The 22,211-nt window shown below is 53.0% G+C and carries 18 protein-coding genes; 4 read left to right on the top strand and 14 right to left on the bottom strand.

What is annotated here, in order from left to right; genetic code table 11:
- The first annotated feature begins 72 nt into the window (after positions 1-72).
- Positions 73-852 (top strand): envelope biogenesis factor ElyC, encoded by a 780-nt coding sequence (gene elyC, locus ACMGGS_RS15235; protein WP_414163318.1) that lies wholly within the window; start codon positions 73-75, stop codon positions 850-852.
- On the opposite strand, the gene ACMGGS_RS15230 is transcribed toward elyC, so the two are convergent.
- The 14 genes from ACMGGS_RS15230 to ACMGGS_RS15165 form a co-directional block, all read right to left on the bottom strand.
- Complete coding sequence (locus ACMGGS_RS15230; RefSeq protein WP_414163317.1) at positions 829-1,722, bottom strand: YcbJ family phosphotransferase; 894 nt, start codon at positions 1,720-1,722, stop codon at positions 829-831. The two genes, elyC and ACMGGS_RS15230, sit on opposite strands and share 24 nt — an antisense overlap.
- A 141-nt stretch (positions 1,723-1,863) precedes the next feature.
- Positions 1,864-2,610 (bottom strand): 3-deoxy-manno-octulosonate cytidylyltransferase, encoded by a 747-nt coding sequence (kdsB, locus tag ACMGGS_RS15225; protein ID WP_414163316.1) that lies wholly within the window; start codon positions 2,608-2,610, stop codon positions 1,864-1,866.
- A complete protein-coding gene (ycaR, locus tag ACMGGS_RS15220) occupies positions 2,607-2,789 on the bottom strand; it encodes a protein YcaR (protein WP_414163315.1) in 183 nt (60 codons plus the stop codon). Before ycaR ends, kdsB begins: the two co-directional genes overlap by 4 nt.
- Positions 2,790-2,842: 53 nt before the next feature.
- Positions 2,843-4,060, bottom strand: coding sequence for a winged helix-turn-helix domain-containing protein (locus ACMGGS_RS15215; protein WP_414163314.1), 1,218 nt, complete (start codon positions 4,058-4,060; stop codon positions 2,843-2,845).
- Between the two features lie 40 nt (positions 4,061-4,100).
- Positions 4,101-5,081, bottom strand: coding sequence for a tetraacyldisaccharide 4'-kinase (lpxK, locus tag ACMGGS_RS15210; protein ID WP_414163313.1), 981 nt, complete (start codon positions 5,079-5,081; stop codon positions 4,101-4,103).
- On the bottom strand, positions 5,078-6,826 hold the full coding sequence (msbA, locus tag ACMGGS_RS15205) for a lipid A ABC transporter ATP-binding protein/permease MsbA (protein ID WP_414163312.1): 1,749 nt from the start codon (positions 6,824-6,826) through the stop codon (positions 5,078-5,080). The genes lpxK and msbA overlap by 4 nt, the downstream gene beginning before the upstream one ends.
- A 36-nt stretch (positions 6,827-6,862) precedes the next feature.
- Positions 6,863-9,127: a ComEC family protein gene (locus tag ACMGGS_RS15200; protein WP_414163311.1), complete on the bottom strand. Its 2,265-nt coding sequence runs from the start codon at positions 9,125-9,127 to the stop codon at positions 6,863-6,865.
- A 209-nt stretch (positions 9,128-9,336) separates the two neighbouring features.
- On the bottom strand, positions 9,337-9,627 hold the full coding sequence (gene ihfB / locus ACMGGS_RS15195; protein ID WP_049840220.1) for an integration host factor subunit beta: 291 nt from the start codon (positions 9,625-9,627) through the stop codon (positions 9,337-9,339).
- Positions 9,628-9,766: 139 nt separating this feature from the next.
- A complete protein-coding gene (rpsA, locus tag ACMGGS_RS15190) occupies positions 9,767-11,440 on the bottom strand; it encodes a 30S ribosomal protein S1 (RefSeq protein ID WP_194205603.1) in 1,674 nt (557 codons plus the stop codon).
- 112 nt (positions 11,441-11,552) lie between these two features.
- Entirely contained in the window at positions 11,553-12,236 is a 684-nt protein-coding gene (cmk, locus tag ACMGGS_RS15185; protein ID WP_176920642.1) for a (d)CMP kinase, read from the bottom strand.
- Positions 12,237-12,415: 179 nt separating this feature from the next.
- Entirely contained in the window at positions 12,416-13,177 is a 762-nt protein-coding gene (locus tag ACMGGS_RS15180) for a M48 family metallopeptidase (protein ID WP_414163310.1), read from the bottom strand.
- A 139-nt stretch (positions 13,178-13,316) separates the two neighbouring features.
- Positions 13,317-14,600, bottom strand: coding sequence for a 3-phosphoshikimate 1-carboxyvinyltransferase (aroA, locus tag ACMGGS_RS15175; protein ID WP_414163309.1), 1,284 nt, complete (start codon positions 14,598-14,600; stop codon positions 13,317-13,319).
- 73 nt (positions 14,601-14,673) lie between these two features.
- Positions 14,674-15,762, bottom strand: coding sequence for a 3-phosphoserine/phosphohydroxythreonine transaminase (gene serC / locus ACMGGS_RS15170; RefSeq protein ID WP_414163308.1), 1,089 nt, complete (start codon positions 15,760-15,762; stop codon positions 14,674-14,676).
- A gap of 181 nt (positions 15,763-15,943) precedes the next feature.
- A complete protein-coding gene (locus ACMGGS_RS15165) occupies positions 15,944-16,633 on the bottom strand; it encodes a DUF421 domain-containing protein (RefSeq protein ID WP_414163307.1) in 690 nt (229 codons plus the stop codon).
- Between the two features lie 138 nt (positions 16,634-16,771).
- Here ACMGGS_RS15165 and ycaO point away from each other — a divergent pair, with 138 nt between their 5' ends.
- The 3 genes from ycaO to pflB all read left to right on the top strand — a co-directional run bounded on the left by ycaO (position 16,772) and on the right by pflB (position 22,129).
- Positions 16,772-18,538: a 30S ribosomal protein S12 methylthiotransferase accessory factor YcaO gene (gene ycaO / locus ACMGGS_RS15160; protein WP_414163306.1), complete on the top strand. Its 1,767-nt coding sequence runs from the start codon at positions 16,772-16,774 to the stop codon at positions 18,536-18,538.
- A gap of 399 nt (positions 18,539-18,937) precedes the next feature.
- Positions 18,938-19,795, top strand: a complete 858-nt coding sequence (focA, locus tag ACMGGS_RS15155; RefSeq protein WP_414163305.1) for a formate transporter FocA — start codon at positions 18,938-18,940, stop codon at positions 19,793-19,795.
- A gap of 51 nt (positions 19,796-19,846) precedes the next feature.
- On the top strand, positions 19,847-22,129 hold the full coding sequence (pflB, locus tag ACMGGS_RS15150) for a formate C-acetyltransferase (protein ID WP_176920636.1): 2,283 nt from the start codon (positions 19,847-19,849) through the stop codon (positions 22,127-22,129).
- Positions 22,130-22,211 lie beyond the last annotated feature (82 nt).

Here is a 22,211-nt window from a genome sequence, read left to right as displayed (position 1 = left end):
AGAGAATGAAGCAATCTGGTGTAATATCCCGGACAAAGCAAGGTTGTATGGTTAAAAAAGGAGCCACGAAGGATGCTTTTTACGCTAAAAAAGTTCATCGGCGGGATGATGCTGCCCCTGCCTCTGTTACTTTTATTGATTGGCTGCGGTGTGCTGCTGGTCTGGTTCAGTCGTTTTCAAAAAACCGGCAAATCATTTATTACCCTCGGCTGGCTGGTGCTCCTGTTGCTGAGTCTGCAACCCGTAGCTGACAGTTTACTCCGTCCGATTGAAAATAAATACGCTACCTGGCACGGCCGCGAGCAGGTTCAGTACGTGGTAGTATTGGGTGGCGGGTATACGTGGAACCCGCGGTGGGCACCGAGTTCAAATCTGATTAATAACAGCTTGCCGCGGCTGAATGAGGGAATACGGTTATGGCGTGCGAATCCGGGATCAAAGCTGATTTTTACCGGGGGCGTCGCGGTGAGTAATAATGTCAGTACCGCTGAGGTTGGGGCCAGAGTCGCCGAAAGCCTTGGCGTGCCGCGCAGCGACATTATTACCCTCGACCAACCGAAAGATACGGAAGAAGAAGCCGCTGCGGTTAAAAAAGCCATCGGTGATGCGCCTTTCCTGCTGGTGACCTCTGCGTCTCATCTGCCGCGTGCGATGATTTTCTTCGGGCACGTTGGTCTGCATCCGCTTCCGGCCCCCGCGAATCAACTGGCAATTGATTCACCGCTTAATCCGTGGGAGCGGGCGATCCCTTCGCCGGTGTGGCTGGGCCACAGTGACCGGGTCGCCTATGAAACGCTGGGCCGTGTCTGGCAATGGCTGAAAGGCGCGTCAGGTGAGCCAGGGCACGAGTGATTTTGCCGCCAGATCGAACCGGGCGCGGTCAAAGCGTCCGGTATTCACCAGTTGCGCCACTTCATCCCACAACAGATAGAGCCAGCGCCGCCAGAGAAAAGCTTCCGCTACCGGCGCACGTTGCAGGTAATGCCACAGCAGGTCTTCTGCCAGCCGGTTATCCGCCAGGCGAAACAGCTCATACTCTCGCGGAGCCCACAGCATGATGCCAGGCCCGACCATCGCCAGCAGTTGATCGGTACGCGCATCTTTGAGCATGCTCATCAGCGACAGATTACCGTGTACCAGCACGCAGTTGTCGTTAAAGCCTTCAAACAGCGACGGCAGGCATTCTCGGGCGCGAAACAGCAGTCGCTTATCCTGCATGGTTAACCCGGTATTGTTATAAAGATTGAGCGTGCTCCAGAGCATTTCGACCCGCTGGCGATACCACTGCGGCCACAAGTTTTCCTGGGTATTATCCACCATCCCTACGCAGCCACGGCTATCCTGGCGATGCCATGCAAGCAGGCCCTCGACGATTTGATCTTTAAGCTGCTCCCAACGCTGGGGGGTACGCGCGGGCGCTTCCACCGGCACGCCACGCAACCGTTCAATCAGTAAGACATCCGGCCCCGGATGCTCTTCATGGGTAAGGACACCATAGACCACGGGCATTCTTACCGTGCCGCTACGCGCCAGCATGGATACCTTCCAGGCAAGCTGTCTGGCAAGGCCCGGCGTGGTAAAGCTTTTCGCCATCAACGGCATAGGGTTGCCCTGCGAATCGTATAACGACCACAGCGAAGAGTCGGCTTTCTCATTGACGCATTCCAGCCGACTGAGATTTTCACCTAACAGGTGGCTTAATTCGGCACGCAATTGTTCCATCACGGATAACCCTTATGAATATTACTGATTTCATAATGAGCGCCTGGATGCAGGATGTCACCGGGTAAGATCAAAGGTGCTACAGAAAAGTTGAAAAATAACGAAAATTATTCTCCCTTCCGGCGGGAAGGGAGACGGGGATCAGCGCATTTCTGCGCGCACGCGTTCCAGATCTTCTGGCGTATCCACACCGGTGCCCGGTACTTGTTGAGCAACAGCAACATGGATTCTTTCGCCGTACCACAGCACGCGAAGCTGCTCCAGCATTTCGATTTGCTCAAGCGGGCTGGGTGCCCAGCTGACATAGCGGCGGATAAAACCGGCGCGATAGGCGTAAATGCCGATATGGCGCAGCAGCGTATCGCCAATGGCCTCGCGCGAGTGAGCAAAACGATCGCGATCCCAGGGAATAGTGGCGCGAGAAAAATAGAGGGCATAGCCCTGTTCATTCATCACCACTTTAACCGCGTTCGGGTTAAAAGCCTCTTCGGCATCGTGGATCGGCACCGCCAGCGTCGCCATGCCCGCCTCACACGCGGCAATATTTTCTGCCACCTGACGCACAATCGCCGGGGGGATCATCGGTTCGTCACCCTGAATATTGACGATGATGGTGTCATCGCTAAAAGCGCATTTTTCCACCACTTCCGCCAGCCTTTCAGTTCCGGACTGGTGATGGGCACGCGTCATGCAGACTTCGCCTCCCGCCGCTTCTACGGCGCTGGCCACGTCTGGGTGATCGGTCGCCACGATAATCCGCGCCGCGCCGGATTCGCGTGCGCGATCCAGCACGTGCAGGATCATTGGTTTGCCGTTGATATCCTGGAGAGGTTTACCCGGCAGGCGGGTGGAGGCGTAACGTGCCGGAATAATAACCACGAAACTCATGGACGGCTCTCTTCTGCATTTAACTGACGGGCTTCGGTTTCCAGCAGCACCGGAATACCTTCACGCAGCGGAAATGCCAGGTGATCGGGTTTACAGATAAGCTCCTGTTTATCCTGGCTATAATATAGCTTGCCGTTACAGACCGGGCAGGCAATGATTTCAAGCAAACGATGATCCATAATTCCTCCTGATGGACCGAAAAAGGTCCGTTGCAACCTATCATAATGGCATATCAGGCCACGTCAATTTCCCAGCCGCTACGCTTATGCGTAAAGAGCGATTCCGGCATAAAACCGGCCTGGATACGCGTTGCGCCCTGCCAGCGGGCAAAATCGTCGATGGCGGATTGTAGCCCATTTTCAAGCGTGCGGCTGACGCTCTCACCCGCTTCCAGCCATAGCGAGATGATCTCCAGCACACCCTCTTTACGGTGCATTTTACAGTCCATGCGCCCAACCAGCCTTCCCCGGTGCAGCAACGGCAGTACAAAGTAGCCATATTTACGTTTCGGAGCGGGCGTATAGCACTCCAGCCGGTAGCTAAAGTTAAACAGCTGTTCCGCGCGTTTACGATCCCAGACAACCGGATCAAATGGCGAGAGCACCGCGCTGTGCGTGGCGTTAAGTTTGCCCTCCTGCGCCGCAGGCAGCAAAGGCAGAAGATCCGTGTGCAGCCATAGCTGTCCCAGCGTTTCAACCTCAACGGGGACAATCTGTTTTTGTTCCTGCCAGCGAGCCAGTAGTGCAGCGCTCTTTGGCTGACGCAATCGGTAATAGTCCGCCAGCCATTGAGGGCGGAAAATCCCCAGACTGCGGGCGCTGTTTAACAGCATCACCTCTTCCGCCGCTTCCTGGCTGAGCGCATCGCGCGTGTCATCCCACTCCGGTAATACCCGGCTGGTCAGGTCGTAAACCCGCTGAAAATTGCGCCGCTCCACCACCATCACTTTTCCGGCGGTAAATAATCCCTCCAGATGACGCTTATGCGGTTTCCACTCCCACCAGCCGCTTGAACCTTTTCCTGAACGGGCAAAATCCGCTGAGCGTACCGGACCCTGCTCGTGGATATGCGCCATTAACTGTTCAATTTCCTCGACGTTCTCTTCCATCCACGTCTGACGATATTTCCATCCCATATTTTCCGGAGCCAGCATCCGGTGGCGCACCAGCGAAAAATCGCTGCGGGGGAGGAAACAGGCTTCATGCGCCCAGTACTCCATCAGTTCACCGCGGCTTAACGCCTCGTCCAGCCAGGACGGTGGATAATTTCCCAGCCTGCTGAACAGCACCAGATAGGGACTACGGGCGACAATGTTGATGGTGTCAATTTGCAGGAGCGACATCTGGCGGATAGTGCGCAGGATATCGTCAGGTTGAGCGCGGCGTCGGGGCTTTTTAAGCAGTCCCTGCGCAGCAAGATGAAGACAACGCGCGGCATGTAGAGAGAGCATTTATTTCCTCATCATCGATTCCGGCGTTTGCAGCAGGAGGCTAACGCTGCGCCAGGAGAGTAAGTTTCGCCAGCAGTTGTTGCACACCATCACCCTGGAGTTCGGCATTCACCGGTAGATACCACCAGTTATCCTGAGCAAAAGCCCGGCATTTGACCGCGTCTTTCTCGGTCATGAGCAGAGTCTGTCCTGGCTGGGTCATCGCCTGTACATCGGCCTGGAGCAGTGCCTGATGATCGGCCAGCGCGACGGTTCTTACTGGCCTCACGCCGCCCTTTTCCAGGGTGGTAAAAAAACGCGGCGGATGACCAATACCGGCCATTGCCACCACATTCGTCAGCGTAGACATCTCGCAGCGTTCACCGGTCAGCAGATTCACCGCGTGTCCCGGGCGCAGAGTCATGGGAATTTCCCCCGGCGCAGGCTCGCCGCCGTTGGTAATCACCGCATCGACCGTTTGCAACCGCGACGCACGCTCGCGCATGGGGCCGGCAGGAAGCCACCAGCCGTTACCAAAACGGCGTACCCCATCCACCACCACAATTTCTACGTCACGCGCCAGACGATAATGTTGCAGGCCGTCATCGGTAATAATGAGCTGTAAATCATGTTCTGCCAGCAGTGCGCGAACGGCGTCAGCCCGCACTGGCGAAACGGCGACAGGCGCGCCGGTGCGCTGCCAGATAAGCACAGGTTCATCGCCTGCGCTGGCAGGCGTTGTGTTAGCGTCGAGAAGCAGAGGATAGCGGTCCGCCTTGCCACCGTAGCCGCGAGACACCACGCCAACGCGGATACCGCGCTGCTGGAGTTGCTCAACCAGCCAGATGGCCACGGGGGTTTTGCCGTTACCTCCGGCGGTCAGATTTCCCACCACCACCACCGGGACCGGCGCCCGCCACGGTTTTTTCAGGCCGAGGCGATAGCTCAGACGGATAAGGCCGCTTACCAGCCCATAAAGCCAGGAAAGCGGCAGCAACAGCCGCCAGAGCGGAGATTCACCGGACCAGATACGGGCGATCATTGACCGAACTGCATCTTATGTAGCTGCGAGTAAACCCCACGCAGTTCCAGCAGATCGTGATGGTTTCCGCGTTCAACAATGCGGCCATCTTCAACCACCACAATTTCATCGGCCTGTTCAATGGTTGACAGGCGATGCGCAATCACCAGCGACGTGCGATTCTTCTGCAACTCATCCAGAGCGGACTGGATCGCCCGTTCAGATTCGGTATCCAGCGCGGAGGTGGCTTCATCAAGGATCAGGATCGGACTGTCGCGCAGTAGTGCACGCGCAATCGCGATACGCTGACGCTGACCACCGGAGAGCATCACGCCGTTTTCACCAATAATGGTATCGAGGCCGTTATCCATTTTGTTGATAAAGTCCATCGCATACGCCATACGGGCGGCTTCTTCGATCTGCTCGCGGCTATATATGTCGGTGCGCGCATAGGCAATGTTGTTGGCAACCGTATCGTTAAACAGATGCACGTTCTGCGACACCAGAGCGACCTGATTACGCAGTGATGAGAGCGTGTATTCACGCAGATCGTGACCATCAAGCAGGATTTGCCCGTCATCTACGTCATAAAAGCGGGTGATCAAACTGGCAATGGTTGACTTACCCGAACCAGAACGGCCGACGAGCGCGACCGTTTTGCCTTCAGGGATCGTCAGATCGATATTGCGCAGCGCCGGGACTTCACGTCCTGTGTAGGTGAAGGTGACGTTGCGGAATTCCAGATCGCCTTTTGCACGTTCAACGACAAAGGTACCCTGGTCTTTTTCCTGCTCGGAGTCGAGAATAGTAAATAGCGTCTGACAGGCAGCCATCCCGCGCTGGAACTGGGCGTTAACGTTGGTCAGCGATTTTAACGGGCGCATCAGCGCAATCATTGACGAGAACACGACGGTTATCGTACCGGCAGTCAGGGTCTCCATTACGCTGGGGAAACTGGCCGCATACAGCACAAAGGCCAGCGCCAGGGAGGCAATCAGTTGAATAATCGGATCGGAAATGGAAGAGGCAGAGACCATCTTCATTCCCTGTAAGCGCATCTTGTTGCTGACTTTATCGAAACGCTTCGTTTCGACGTCCTGACCGCCAAAAATCAGCACCTCTTTGTGCCCTTTCAGCATCTGCTCTGCGCTGGTGGTGACCTGCCCCATGGTATTCTGCATATTCTTACTGATGCTGCGAAAACGTTTGGAGACCAGTCGAATCGCAAATGAGACAATAGGTGCGAGGACGATCAGGATCACTGACAATTGCCAGCTGTAGTAGAACATCATAATAAACAGGCCGATAATCGACGCCCCTTCACGCACCACGGTAATGAGCGCACTGGAAGAGGAGGAGGCAACCTGCTCTGAGTCATAGGTGATGCGAGACAGCAGTGTCCCGGTGGACTGCTTGTCAAAAAAGGAAACCGGCATCCCCATCATATGACTGAACAGGCGGCGACGCATGGTCATGACCACTTTGCCTGAGACCCATGAGATGCAATAGCTGGAGACGTAGCTGGTTATACCTCGCACAATCATCAGCCCAATCACTACCAGCGGCATCCATAGCAGCACCGAGCGATCTGTTTTACCAAAACCATCATCCAGTAATGGTTTAAGGAGCGATAACATGAAGGTATCGCTGGCTGCGTTGAGGATTAACGCAATTGCCGCCACGATCAGACCCGGCTTGAAAGGGGCAATAATCGGCCAAAGTCGGCGGAAGGTCTGCCACGTAGAGAGATCTTTATCGTTATGCATTCAAAAAACCAGCATTTGTTGAAATAGCCGCATATTCTACCCGTTATCTGCGGGCGCGCCAAACCACTGATGATACCAGCGGGGTAAAATTTGCTCCCGCAGGCTGCTGATTTGCCACCCATCATCGGAAAAAGTGACCGTAATTTGCCCCTGATGGGGGGTATCAAGCCATTGATATCCCTGCTGCCGGTAACGTTTCATGACTTTCGGCGACGGAAAATGCCAGGCGTTGTAACGCGAGGCGGACGCCAGCGCCGCTTTTCCGTTCACCCTCTGTATCAGCGCGATCCCCGATGAGGTATTGCTGCCGTGATGGGGCACCTGAATAATGGTAGACGCCAGATGCTGCCAGTAATGGCTAAGCATAGCGAGTTCGGCCGGCGTTTCGATATCGCCGGTTAATAAAATACTGTGCAGGCCATCATCAACGTTTACCACGCAGGAGCGGTTGTTACCCTGCGTTTTATTATTCTTTAACGGCCAGTGAGCGCTGAAGGTTAGCCCCTCCCACTGCCAGCGTTCCCCCCGAAAACAAGGCAGGTGCCCTTCCCACCTTAGCGGACTGCGGATCCATGCCTCAGGCCACGCCTGATGAATGGCATCTAGCCCACCGCGATGATCGAGATGCTCATGACTAATGATGATGCCTTCGGGTCGCAGATGGTGCCAGCGCAGCCAGGGGATAATCAGCTGTTGCCCGGAGTCACCACCGGGCCACGCCAGCCCGGTATCATATAAAATGGCTTTGCCGTGACGCTCAATGACCATACCCAGCCCCTGCCCGACATCCAGCATATGTACCGCCCATACGTCCTTTCGCACCTGCCGCCATAGCGGAAAAGTCAGTACCACCAACAGGGTCAGTGTCACAGCGTTGATAGCGCGCCAGGCCCGACAACGCCAGAGTATCAGCGCTATCCACGGCATCATAATAATACCCTGCCAGCGCGCATCCACATCCAGCCAGCCATCGGGCAATTGCCGCAATAGATAAAATAGTAACGCCAGTAGCCGATCCGCCAGATACCAGAGTCCCTGTTCACACAACTGAGGTCCGGTCAGATGCAGCAGCATTCCTGCCAGGATCAGCGGCACAATCACGAAGGTGACCAGCGGGACCGCAACCAGGTTTGCCAGCAGCGACGTCATGCTAATGCCGTGAAACAGCAGCACCTGGAGCGGTAACAGCAATATCATTAGCCCCAGTTGAAGGTGAATCAAGCCAACAAGCTGGCGCAGCAGTGTCCGCATTTTCCACGCTGGCACAGGCACCCACTGGTACCAGAAAATCAGCGCTGCCACAGCGAACGCCGAGAGCCACAGACTTTGTGACAGCACGGCCAGTGGATCGCAAAACAGAATGGCGGCGATACAGCACAGCCAGATGTCCCATGGCGACCATTGACGCCCGCTTAAACGCAGGCCATACCACATTCCCAGCGCCACAATGGTTCGTAGCGCAGGCGGCTGTAAGCCCGTGAGACATGCATAACCCGTTGCACAAAGGAAGCCAAACATTAATGGCGTCCGCCAGCTAATCAGGCGGCATGGCATGAAAAATTGCAGGCCGCGAATTAACAGCCAGCCGAGCGATGCGCCGAGGGTGATATGCAGACCGGAGATCGCCATCAGATGCAGGGTGCCGGTCTGCTGCATTAATTTTTTGATCTCAGGGGACACGGCCAGACGCTCACCTAAGCCCAGACCTAAGATAACCCCCTGCCAGGGATAATCGGTCAGCGTCGCAGAGAGTGAAGCAAGATAGCGCGCCCGCAGACTACAGCTGGCATCCAGCGCTTTTGCCTCAATAAAACGACCGGTCAGGGGAGTATGTCGTGCAAAGGCGCTGCGCTGGGTATCAAATCCACCGTCGTTTAATTCGCCGTGAACGGCCCTTGCGCGAATAGTCATCGCCCAACGCTGCCCGGCACAGCCCGCTTCGGGTAAATAATTACCGTAAAGCGTAATGCCCGGTGCCGGGAACAGGCGTTTTCCGTCATAGCGCGTTATCACCCCCTGATGCGTCGTTGCTCCATCGGTCGCGGTAAGGGTGATTTCTACAGGCTGATTTTTTCCGGTAAGATGCTGTGCAGGCCATACTATCTGATGCGCAGCCAGAATCCCCCAGCAGAAAAACAGACCTGTTAACCCGGCAATCTGAAGGGACCGTGGACTGCACCCTGCGAGCACCATCGCGATAATGACGATGAGTTCCGTACAGCCCACCCCCGGCAGTTTCGGCAGCCAGATTAACGGGGCGAGACCTGCAATCACACAGATCGCCAGTTGTGGCAAACGCATAGACACCTCCCTGTTACGGAGAGTGTCGCGCTACGTTATGAGGTTGTCCGCAGGGATTTGCCTGGTTTGCGGCAAGCTTTGTGAGAAATCGGCGGGATTGCTGCGATATGCAGGCAATGTTGCGAGGAGTATTCCATTTTTCATCAGAAGACAGAGATGAAAAAAGCACCCGCAGGTGCTTTCTTTCGTGTTCAATTTCCGGTGATAACTCAATCACCTTCATAAATATTAGCGCGGTCGCGTAATTCTTTACCCGGTTTAAAGTGTGGAACGTATTTACCTTCCAGATCCACTTTGTCACCTGTTTTTGGGTTACGCCCGGTGCGAGGAGCTCGGTAATGCAAAGAAAAGCTGCCGAAACCGCGGATTTCAATACGCTCCCCAACGGCGAGGGTAGAGGCCATATGTTCCAGCATCTCTTTCACGGCATCTTCAACCGCTTTTGCCGGGATATGCGATTGCTGGCTTGCAAGTCTTTCGATTAACTCTGACTTGGTCATGATTCCTCCGGTTTCCTTAATGGCCATATTCGCTAACAGCTTGAACAAGGGCGGCCGTAGCCGCCCTTTGTGCTTGATTACAGAACGAAAACTGTAATCTGTCAAGTTACTCATCATCCTTCTTCAAGGATTGAGAGTATTACTCGCCTTTAGCTGCTTTGAATGCTTCAGCCATTGCGTTAGAGAAGTTGCCTTCTTCCTGTTTGTTGTTAACAGTAGCAATTGCATCTTTCTCGTCAGCTTCGTCTTTCGCACGAACAGACAGGCTTACAACACGGTTTTTACGGTCAACGCCGGTGAATTTAGCTTCAACGTCGTCGCCTACGCTTAGAACCAGAGTTGCATCTTCAATGCGGTCACGGGATGCTTCAGAAGCACGCAGGTAACCTTCAACGCCGTCAGCCAGTTCTACGGTTGCGCCTTTAGCGTCAACTGCAGTGACTTTACCGTTTACGATTGCGCCTTTCTTGTTCACAGCAACGTAGTTGTTGAACGGATCTTCTGCGAGCTGTTTAACGCCCAGGGAGATACGTTCACGTTCTGCGTCAACCTGCAGGACAACGGCAGCGATTTCGTCGCCTTTTTTGTATTCACGAACTGCTTCTTCGCCTGCAACGTTCCAGGAGATGTCAGACAGGTGAACCAGACCGTCGATGCCACCGTCCAGGCCGATGAAGATACCGAAGTCAGTGATTGACTTGATTTTACCTTCAACGCGATCGCCCTTGTTGTGGGTTTCAGCAAACAGCTGCCACGGGTTAGATTTGCACTGTTTCAGGCCCAGGGAGATACGACGACGTTCTTCGTCGATATCCAGAACCATCACTTCCACTACGTCGCCAACGTTAACAACTTTGGACGGGTGGATGTTTTTGTTGGTCCAGTCCATTTCGGAAACGTGAACCAGGCCTTCAACGCCTTCTTCGATTTCAACGAAGCAGCCGTAGTCGGTCAGGTTGGTTACGCGACCGGTCAGTTTGGTACCTTCCGGATAACGTTTAGCGATAGCAACCCACGGATCTTCGCCCAGCTGTTTCAGACCCAGAGATACACGAGTACGCTCACGGTCGAACTTCAGGACTTTAACGTTGATTTCATCACCAACGTTCACGATTTCGCTCGGATGCTTAACGCGTTTCCAGGCCATATCAGTAATGTGCAGCAGGCCGTCAACGCCGCCCAGATCAACGAATGCACCGTAGTCAGTGAGGTTCTTAACGATACCTTTAACTTCCATGCCTTCCTGCAGGTTTTCCAGCAGCTGATCGCGCTCTGCGCTGTTTTCGGATTCGATAACGGCACGACGTGATACGACCACGTTGTTACGTTTCTGGTCCAGCTTGATTACTTTGAATTCAAGCTCTTTGCCTTCCAGGTGCAGGGTATCGCGAACCGGACGAACGTCTACCAGTGAACCCGGCAGGAACGCACGAATACCGTTCAGCTCAACAGTGAAGCCACCTTTAACTTTGCCGTTGATAACACCGACTACAGTTTCAGCTTCTTCGTAAGCTTTTTCCAGCGTGATCCAAGCTTCGTGACGTTTAGCTTTCTCACGGGACAGCAGGGTTTCACCGAAGCCGTCTTCTACTGCATCCAGAGCAACGTCAACTTCGTCACCAACCTGGATTTCCAGCTCGCCCTGGGCGTTTTTGAACTGCTCTGCCGGAATGGCGGACTCAGATTTCAGACCGGCGTCAACCAGTACGACGTCTTTGTCGATAGCAACAACAACACCACGAACGATGGAACCCGGGCGGGTTTCGATTGTTTTTAAGGATTCTTCAAATAGTTGAGCAAAAGATTCAGTCATGTTTAATCTTCAGGTTTCATATTAACGTCCACCTGGCTCCGTGCCGGATGGGGTTGTTTCACATACCCGCTAACACTCCATTGCTGCGGGGGTACTACTAATTCGGACGCATTTAAGCGAGGGCCAACTTTTGGCGCGCGTATTGTAACGCTTTTTCAATCACTTGCTCAATACTTAAACTGGTGGAATCCAGAACTAAAGCATCGGCAGCGGGAACCAGTGGCGCTACAGCGCGATTACGATCGCGATCGTCGCGTTCTTTAATCTCGGCCAAAAGGCGTTCAAAGTTAACACTAAAGCCACTTTCCTGCAACTGTAGCATACGGCGATGCGCGCGTTCTTCCGAGGAAGCATCAAGGAAAATTTTCACCGGCGCTTCGGGGAACACCACGGTGCCCATATCGCGCCCATCGGCAATCAGTCCGGGAGACTCACGGAAGGCACGCTGACGACGTAAAAGCGCTTCGCGCACCCGAGGGAAAGCAGCGACTTGTGATGCCGCACTTGCCACGTCCTGCGTGCGAATTTCGCCACTGACGTCTTCCCCTTCAAGGATCACTTCCAGCGTGCCGTCGGTCGAAACAAAACGCACATCCAGATGCGTGGCCAGCGGCACCAGCGCATCTTCGCAGGCAACATCAACGTGATGGTGCAATGCCGCCAGCGCCAGCACGCGATAGATCGCGCCTGAGTCCAGAAGATGCCACTGCAACGCTTCCGCCATCGCCTTGCATAAGGTGCCTTTACCCGCGCCGCTTGGGCCATCAATGGTAATAACCGGGGCAATTGCCGTCATCTTTTTCTCCTTAAACAGGCATACCGTCAACATAAACGCCGCGCATTATACGCGTGTCTGCGCCTGAGAGTTACCTTTGCATGCAAATTGCAGAATATTGAACGTAAAATGAGAGACGCCTGGCGAATTATAGCGGGTTAAGCGGGCTGGCGTGGTGCCAGCCCGGAAATGACACAGGTTTACTTTTTATCCTGTGCAATGCGATCGCGGATATGCTGCGCGCGTTCCGCTGACGGCGGGTGAGAGTCAAAGAGCGATTTGGTATGACCAGCGTCAAGACTTGCCAGTTTATCAAAGCTGCCGACCAGTCCCTGCGTCTTGATGCCGCGTTTTTTCAACAAATCGTAGGAGAAGTCATCTGCTTCAGACTCTTTAGCGCGGGAGAACTTAGCGTTGATAGCTCCCTCAGCAATATCACCAAGCTGAGATTTAGAGAGCTGAGCGGCAACGCCGCTGGTGGCGGAGATAGCATCACGCGCCGCAACGGTGGCATAAGCGGCTTTCATTTCCTGCAAAGAGTGGCCCAGCGCTACGTGTCCCAGTTCATGTCCCAGAACGGCTTCCACTTCGTTGTCGTTCATCATGTCCATCAGACCGCTATACACGCGGACGCAGCCGTTAGCCATCGCCCACGCGTTCACGTCGCTGGTCATATAAACTTTGTAGTTTACCGGCGTACCGTCAATATTGTTGCCCAGTGCTTTAGCGATTTTCGCCAGGCGTTTGCTGTACTTGCTGGAAGAACCCGCCAGCTGATTCTGGCTGTCCATCTCTTTACAGCCCTGATCGGCGATGGATTTTGCATCGGCATCGCTGAGCGTCACGGCTTTATAGGCTGACATACCCGAGCTGGCAAGCATGTTGCCATCTACACCATTTTTACAGCCGGCCAGCATAAGCGTTGACAGCGTGAGCGCCAGCAATAGCTTTTTATTCTTCATAGTAATCTTCCGTTGATATTTATAACAATCGCCCTAAAACGATAAGAAATTCATCAACAAAAATAGCATTACCCGTAAGAGCAAAAAAGTTTGAAAACGGACATAACAGCGCCGACGACGTGTCGGCGCTCAGGAGGATTTATTGTGGGGTACTGACGCGGGCAAGCTGCTCGAAGTAGTCAGGAAAGGTTTTGGCAGTACATGTCGGATCGAGAATCGTCACCGGCGTATCTGACAGGGCCACCAGCGAGAAACACATCGCCATTCGGTGATCGTTATAAGTGCCGATTTCGGCAAACTGCAGCTGCGCGGGCGGAGTGATACGGATGTAATCCTCGCCCTCTTCCACTTCCGCCCCGACTTTACGCAGTTCGGTCGCCATCGCGAACAGGCGATCGGTCTCTTTCACCCGCCAGTTATAGATGTTGCGCAACGTCGTCGTGCCGCGAGCAAAGAGTGCCGCTGTGGCAATGGTCATCGCCGCATCGGGAATATGGTTCATATCCATATCAATGCCGTGTAATTCACGGTGAGTACAGCTGATGAAATCATCGCCCCAGTCAATCACCGCGCCCATTTTTTCCAGCACGTCGGCAAAGCGAATATCGCCCTGGACACTGTGACGACCGATGCCGGTCACTTTGATCGTGCCGCCTTTTATCGCCGCCGCCGCGAGGAAATACGAGGCAGAGGAGGCATCGCCTTCCACGAGGTACTCACCCGGCGAACGATACGTCTGACCGCCACGCACAACAAAGCGCTGATAGCGTTGGTTTTCTATCTCAACGCCAAAGGTTTCCATCAGGTTCAGGGTGATATCAATGTAGGGTTTCGACACCAGGTCGCCCTTGATGGTGATGGTCGTATCCTGTGCGGCGAGCGGTGCGGTCATCAGTAACGCCGTCAGAAACTGGCTGGAGACGCTGCCGTCCACTTCTACATGACCGCCGGTAAAGCCACCGCGCAGACGCAGCGGTGGATAATTCTCCTGCTCCAGATAAGTAATGTCTGCCCCGCCCTGACGCAGCGCATCGACCAGATGACCAATCGGTCGCTCTTTCATCCGTGGCTCGCCGGTCAGCACAACATTACCATTGCCCAGGCACAGCGCGGCGGCCAGCGGTCGCATAGCGGTGCCCGCATTGCCGAGAAACAGTTCCAGATCGCCGTCAGCCTGTAGCGGGCCAGCATTGCCGATTATTTCGCAACGGGTGCGGTCGGCGGAAAGGGTGTAATGAATGCCTAACGCACTCAGGGCATTCAGCATATGACGGACATCATCACTGTCCAGCAAATTCGTCAGCACCGTGGTGCCCTGGGCTAATGCAGCCAGCAGCAGCGCCCGGTTAGAGACACTTTTTGATCCAGGCAGGTTGATAACACCGTCTACGCGCGCGATGGGTTGTAACGTCAGGGAATCCATGAAGCTTAACTCTCAGAAGCAAAAGCAAAATAAAGCCCCGCAGACAGGCTGCGGGGAAGAATGAAACGGGTAATTAACCGTGGCGACGTTCGAAGTCGGTCATAAAATCGGTCAGCGCTTTGACACCGGCTAACGGCATCGCGTTATAAATTGAGGCGCGCATGCCGCCGACGACGCGGTGTCCTTTCAGCGCATGCAGACCGGCCGCCAGAGACTCTTCAAGGAAGAGTTTATCCAGCGTGCTGTCTGCCAGCTGGAACGGCACATTCATGCGGGAACGGTTAGCTTTTGCCACGTCGTTACGATAGAAATCACTGTGATCGATCGTGCTATACAGCAGATCAGCCTTTTGCTGGTTGATCTTATCCATCGCCTCGACGCCCCCCTGCTCTTTCAGCCATTTGAAGACCAGGCCGGACAAATACCACGCGAAAGTCGGCGGGGTATTAAACATAGAATCATTGTCATTGAGAGTGGTGTAATCAAGAATTGAAGGGCAAGACTGATGCGCTTTACCTAACAGGTCTTCACGCACGATCACCAGCGTCAGCCCTGCCGGGCCGATATTTTTCTGCGCGCCAGCGTAGATCACGCCGAAGCGGCTGACATCCAGCGGACGGGAAAGAATTGTCGAAGAAAAGTCGGCAGCGACCACAATGTCGTTACCAAAATTGGGAGTTTCTTCGATGGCAATGCCATCAATAGTCTCGTTAGGACAGTAGTGCAGATAGGCTGCATTATCGGAAAGCTGCCAGTCGCGCATGGGTTTCACGGCGCGCAGTCCGTCAACCGTCACTTTGCCGTCAATCACGTTTGGCGTACAGTATTTGTTTGCTTCTTTAACTGCGCTCGCCGCCCAGTATCCCGCATCAACATAATCAGCAGTGGTTTTGTCACCCAACAGATTCAGCGGCACGCCAGCGAATTGACCGCGCCCGCCACCGTGGCAGAACAGCACTTTGTAGTTTGAAGGAATGCTCAGCAGCTCGCGAAAATCCTTTTCTGCTTCTTCAGCGACCTGGATAAATTCCTTACCACGGTGGCTGATTTCCATGACCGACGTTCCCAGACCGTGCCAGTCGCACAGTTCCTGTTGCGCCAGTTTAAGCACTGCTTCCGGTATCATTGCCGGACCTGAACTAAAATTGAAGACCTGAGTCATTTCCTCTCACCACGCTGCTTAGATCTACCCACCGCAATGGGTATACGTTATTCCTGTGGATATCGGTTTTACCATTCAGTGACACGTGTCGCAACGGGTAATCAACTGCAGGGTAAAAATGTGTTCTTTATCACACAATATAATCTATCGTATTGACGAATAAAGGCCGACAAAATCGCTGTCAGGTGATCCGCTTTGCCCGGCTGGCTTTTGACCATTCCGGATGCGCGCACCGGGGACAAAGCTGATGGTCACCCGCTTTCATTACATACACCGCGCTGCATTTATTACAGGCGTATTCGCCATCATCGGGTACAGTGGTATACCGCTCAATACCTGCTGGCAGAATTGAAAGCCCCGGTTTCACCTCATCATCAGAATAGTAGTAAACGCTTATCTGACCGTTAGTTTCCATTATTGCCAGTTTGATTTGCCCGAGTTGCTCAACGCTATTGATCCGCAATTCCATAAAAAATTCAAATTCAGTCAGGTTAGCGGCATTCACTTTCTCCCATGCTAACTGCCCCTCCTCAATAAAGATGACGGGTTTACCCTCCAGTAAATCCTCCAGTTTTTCACTGTGCGACATCAGCCACATCACCAGCCGGTACAATACTCCAAGAGTGATAAATACGGTCAGTACCGGTAGCAGAGGCACATCATCGTAAAACGCCACGTCGCCAGCAGCCGAACCCAGCGTCAGGATAATTAACACTTCAAACAGCGACATCTGCCGCACGCCGCGCCGCCCGGTTATCTTAAGAAACAGGAATACCAGTACGAAGGTATACACACTGCGCAGCGCCACTTCCCCAAGGAACTCAAGCGGCACTTTATCCAGCGCCATACGTTGAAGATCAAATGCTTTCATTTTTTTATTCTCAAACAGCACGTTACTATCCATAAGCATAGCCAATACTTTTATTTCCGCGCCGCACGCCGGGAAGATAGCGCCGGTCAGTTAAAACCCGTATCATTGCGCGCTTTGCGTACAATAAAAGTGAATGACATGACCCAAACCTTCATCCCCGGCAAAGACGCCGCTCTGGAAGATTCCATCGCTCGCTTCCAGCAAAAACTGCAGGACCTCGGCTTCGATATTGAAGAAGCTTCCTGGCTGAATCCTGTCCCTAACGTCTGGTCTGTGCATATCCGCGATACAGAATGCGCCCTGTGCTTCACTAACGGAAAAGGCGCCACCAAAAAAGCGGCGCTGGCCTCTGCGCTGGGTGAGTATTTCGAACGTCTGTCAACAAACTACTTCTTCGCCGATTTCTGGCTGGGCGACACCATTGCCAATGGCCCGTTCGTGCATTATCCGAATGAAAAATGGTTCCCGCTGCCGGAAAATGACGAGCTGCCGGAAGGGATCCTCGATGCCCGTCTGCGCGCGTTTTACGATCCGGAAAACGATCTGAGCGCCGGGATGCTGATTGACCTGCAATCCGGTAATGAAGATCGCGGGATCTGCGCCCTGCCTTTCACTCGTCAATCTGACAATCAGACCGTGTATATCCCGATGAACATCATCGGCAACCTGTACGTTTCCAACGGCATGTCTGCGGGTAATACGGCCAATGAAGCGCGCGTCCAGGGGCTGTCGGAAGTTTTTGAGCGTCATATCAAAAACCGTATCATCGCCGAATCGATCAGCCTGCCGGAAATTCCATCCGAAGTGCTGGCCCGATATCCGGGCGTTGTAGAAGCCATTGCGACACTGGAAGCGGAAGGTTTCCCGATTTTCGCCTATGACGGCTCGCTGGGCGGCCACTATCCGGTGATTTGCGTTGTGCTGTTTAATCCGGCAAATGGTACCTGCTTTGCCTCTTTCGGCGCGCATCCTGATTTTGGCGTGGCGCTGGAGCGTACCGTCACTGAACTGTTACAGGGTCGTGGCCTGAAAGATCTCGATGTCTTCACGCCACCAACCTTTGATGATGAAGAAGTGGCCGAGCATACCAATCTGGAAACCCACTTCATTGACTCCAGCGGCCTTATCTCCTGGGACCTGTTCAAGCAGGACGCTGATTATCCGTTTGTGGACTGGAGCTTTGCTGGCACCACTGAAGAAGAGTTCGCGACCCTGATGGCTATCTTCAGGAAAGAAGACAAAGAGGTCTACATCGCCGATTACGAACACCTCAGCGTCTACGCCTGCCGCATTATCGTACCGGGCATGTCCGATATCTATCCGGCTGAAGATTTATGGATGGCGAACAACAGCATGGGCAGCCATCTGCGCGACACGATTCTGGCGCTGCCGGACAGCAACTGGGACAAAGAAGATTATCTCAACCTGATCGCCCAGCTTGATGAAGAAGGTCATGACGATTTTACCCGCGTGCGCGAATTGTTGGGCCTGGCGACAGGCAGCAATAACGGCTGGTATACGTTGCGTATTGGCGAGCTTAAAGCGATGCTGGCGCTGGCCGGTGGCGACACCGAGCAGGCGCTGATCTGGACCGAATGGACCATGGAATTTAACGCCTCTGTTTTCAGCGCCGAGCGGGCTAACTACTATCGTTGCCTGCAAACCCTGCTGCTGCTGACCCAGGAAGATGAACGCGAGCCGTTGCAGTACCTGAACGCCTTTGTACGGATGTACGGTGCCGATGCGGTAGAAGCCGCCAGCGCCGCCTTAAGCGGTGAGTCTGCATTCTACGGTTTGCAGGCGGTTGACAGTGACCTGACCGCCTTCCCGGCTCATCAGTCACTGTTAAAAGCCTATGAGAAGCTACAGAGAGCGAAAGCGGCTTTCTGGTCACACCAGGGCTAAATAACCGCGCAAACCATAGGCTTACAACTGAGTCTGCGTTATATTACGGAGCGCATTTACCGCTCCGTTTTTTTATATTTTGCGTATTAACCTGAAAATGTAATGTTAAAGTTAAATGTGAGTAAATTTTATTAAGTTTATCTTTTCCTTAATGTAACTTTATATAGTAAATACTCCATTTTAATTAACCGCTCACTGATGAGGCCATAAAAAAATTCAACACAATTTATAATTTTTAAAATTTATTTTTATTCAGATAATCAATACTTTACCCCTAAATAGCTGTAAAACCATACACTATGAAGGCCTATAAGCCAGGCGAGATATGATCTACATCAAATTCTCTTCTATAATGCTTTGTTAGTATCTCGTCGCCGACTTAATAAAGAGAGAGTTAGTGTGAAAGCTGACAACCCTTTTGATCTAATACTTCCTGCAGCAATGGCCAAAGTGGCTGAAGAAGCGGGTGTCTACAAAGCAACGAAACAACCGATGACCACGTTTTTCCTGGCAATTACTGCGGGCGTGTTTATCTCCATTGCTTTTGTTTTCTACATTACTGCCACCACAGGTACCGCCTCCATGCCGTTTGGTATGGCGAAACTGGTAGGCGGCATCTGCTTTTCACTGGGCCTGATTCTTTGCGTTATCTGCGGAGCTGATCTGTTTACGTCAACGGTACTGATTGTGGTGGCGAAAGCCAGCGGTCGTATCACCTGGGGTCAACTGGGTCGCAATTGGCTGAACGTTTACGTCGGCAACCTGATCGGTGCACTGCTGTTTGTACTTTTGATGTGGCTTTCTGGCGAGTACATGACCGCCAACGGTGGCTGGGGGCTTAACGTCCTGCAAACCGCCGACCACAAAATGCATCATACCTTTGTTGAGGCCGTCTGCCTCGGCATTCTGGCAAACCTGATGGTCTGTCTTGCCGTCTGGATGAGCTACTCGGGTCGTAGCCTGACAGATAAAGCGCTCATCATGATTTTGCCGGTCGCTATGTTCGTTGCCAGCGGCTTTGAGCACAGCATCGCGAATATGTTTATGATCCCAATGGGTATCGTAATACGTCATTTCGCCAGCCCGGAATTCTGGACCGCGGTCGGTTCCTCTCCGGACAATTTTTCTCACCTGACTATTATGAACTTTATCACTGATAACCTGATCCCCGTGACTATCGGGAATATTATCGGCGGCGGTTTGTTAGTTGGGTTGACATACTGGGTCATTTACCTGCGTGGTAACGATCATCATTAATGATTGTTCCAGGCGTAAATAAAAAGTCCACTTAAGAAGGTAGGTATTACAATGTCCGAGCTTAATGAAAAGTTAGCCACAGCCTGGGAAGGTTTTGCGAAAGGTGACTGGCAGAATGAAGTAAACGTCCGTGACTTCATCCAGAAAAACTACACTCCTTACGAGGGTGACGAGTCTTTCCTGGCTGGCGCAACTGAAGCTACCACCAAGCTGTGGGACAGCGTAATGGAAGGCGTAAAACAGGAAAACCGTACTCACGCGCCTGTTGATTTCGACACTTCTGTTGCCTCCACTATTACCTCTCACGACGCTGGTTACATCAACAAACAGCTTGAGAAAATCGTTGGTCTGCAAACCGAAGCGCCGCTGAAACGTGCGATTATCCCGTTCGGCGGCATCAAAATGGTTGAAGGTTCTTGCAAAGCGTACAACCGCGAGCTGGACCCATCACTGAAAAAAATCTTTACTGAATATCGTAAAACCCACAACCAGGGCGTTTTCGATGTTTATACCAAAGACATTCTGAACTGCCGTAAATCCGGTGTTCTGACTGGTCTGCCGGATGCCTATGGCCGTGGCCGTATCATCGGTGACTACCGTCGCGTTGCGCTGTACGGTATCGACTTCCTGATGAAAGACAAATACGCACAGTTCCTGTCTCTGCAATCTGACATGGAAAACGGCGTAAACCTGGAAGCCACCATCCGTCTGCGTGAAGAAATCGCTGACCAGCATCGCGCTCTGGGTCAGATCAAAGAAATGGCAGCAAAATATGGCTGCGACATCTCTGGTCCGGCTACCTCTGCTCAGGAAGCTATTCAGTGGACCTACTTCGGCTACCTGGCCGCTGTTAAGTCTCAGAACGGCGCAGCAATGTCCTTCGGTCGTACCGCGACCTTCCTGGACGTGTTCATTGAACGTGACCTGAAAGCAGGCAAAATCACCGAGCAAGAAGCGCAGGAAATGGTTGACCACCTGGTCATGAAACTGCGTATGGTTCGCTTCCTGCGTACCCCGGAATATGATGAACTGTTCTCTGGTGACCCGATCTGGGCAACAGAATCCATCGCCGGTATGGGCGTAGATGGCCGTACTCTGGTAACCAAAAACAGCTTCCGTTTCCTGAACACCCTGTACACCATGGGGCCGTCTCCGGAACCGAACATCACTATCCTGTGGTCTGAAAAACTGCCGCTGAACTTCAAAAAATATGCGGCTAAAGTTTCCATCGATACCTCTTCTCTGCAATATGAGAACGATGATCTGATGCGTCCTGACTTTAACAACGATGACTATGCTATCGCGTGCTGCGTAAGCCCGATGATCGTTGGTAAACAAATGCAGTTCTTCGGTGCGCGTGCAAACCTGGCGAAAACCATGCTGTACGCTATCAACGGCGGCGTTGATGAAAAACTGAAAATGCAGGTTGGTCCGAAATCTGAACCGATCAAAGGCGACGTTCTGAACTTCGACGAAGTGATGGATCGTATGGATCACTTCATGGACTGGCTGGCTAAGCAGTATGTCACCGCGCTGAACGTGATTCACTACATGCACGACAAATACAGCTACGAAGCCTCTCTGATGGCGCTGCATGACCGTGACGTTATCCGCACCATGGCGTGTGGTATCGCGGGTCTGTCTGTCGCAGCTGACTCCCTGTCTGCTATCAAATATGCGAAAGTAACCCCGATTCGTGACGAAGACGGTCTGGCTATCGACTTCAAAATCGACGGTGAATACCCGCAGTTTGGTAACAACGATTCTCGCGTAGATGACATGGCGGTTGACCTGGTAGAACGTTTCATGAAGAAAATTCAGAAACTGACCACTTACCGCAACGCTATCCCGACTCAGTCTGTTCTGACCATCACCTCTAACGTGGTGTATGGTAAGAAAACCGGTAATACCCCAGACGGTCGTCGTGCTGGCGCGCCGTTCGGACCAGGTGCTAACCCGATGCACGGTCGTGACCAGAAAGGTGCTGTTGCCTCTCTGACTTCCGTTGCTAAACTGCCGTTTGCTTACGCTAAAGATGGTATCTCTTACACCTTCTCTATCGTTCCTAACGCTCTGGGTAAAGACGACGAAGTTCGTAAAACCAACCTGGCTGGCCTGATGGATGGTTACTTCCATCATGAAGCGTCCATCGAAGGTGGTCAGCACCTGAACGTGAACGTGATGAACCGTGAAATGCTGCTTGATGCGATGGAAAACCCGGAAAAATATCCGCAGCTGACCATCCGTGTATCTGGCTACGCAGTACGCTTTAACTCCCTGACCAAAGAACAGCAGCAGGACGTTATTACTCGTACCTTCACTCAGACCATGTAATGGGTTTTGACTGAAATCACGATTAAAAAAGCGTAAAATAAAGGCTCCACAGTAGTGGGGCCTTTTTAACACCCGAAGTCTG

Origin of the sequence: Superficieibacter sp. BNK-5 (assembly GCF_047456055.1) — a bacterium.
In the GTDB taxonomy this organism is placed as follows: Bacteria; Pseudomonadota; Gammaproteobacteria; order Enterobacterales; family Enterobacteriaceae; genus Superficieibacter.
This window is presented reverse-complemented; position numbering and strand designations above follow the sequence as displayed.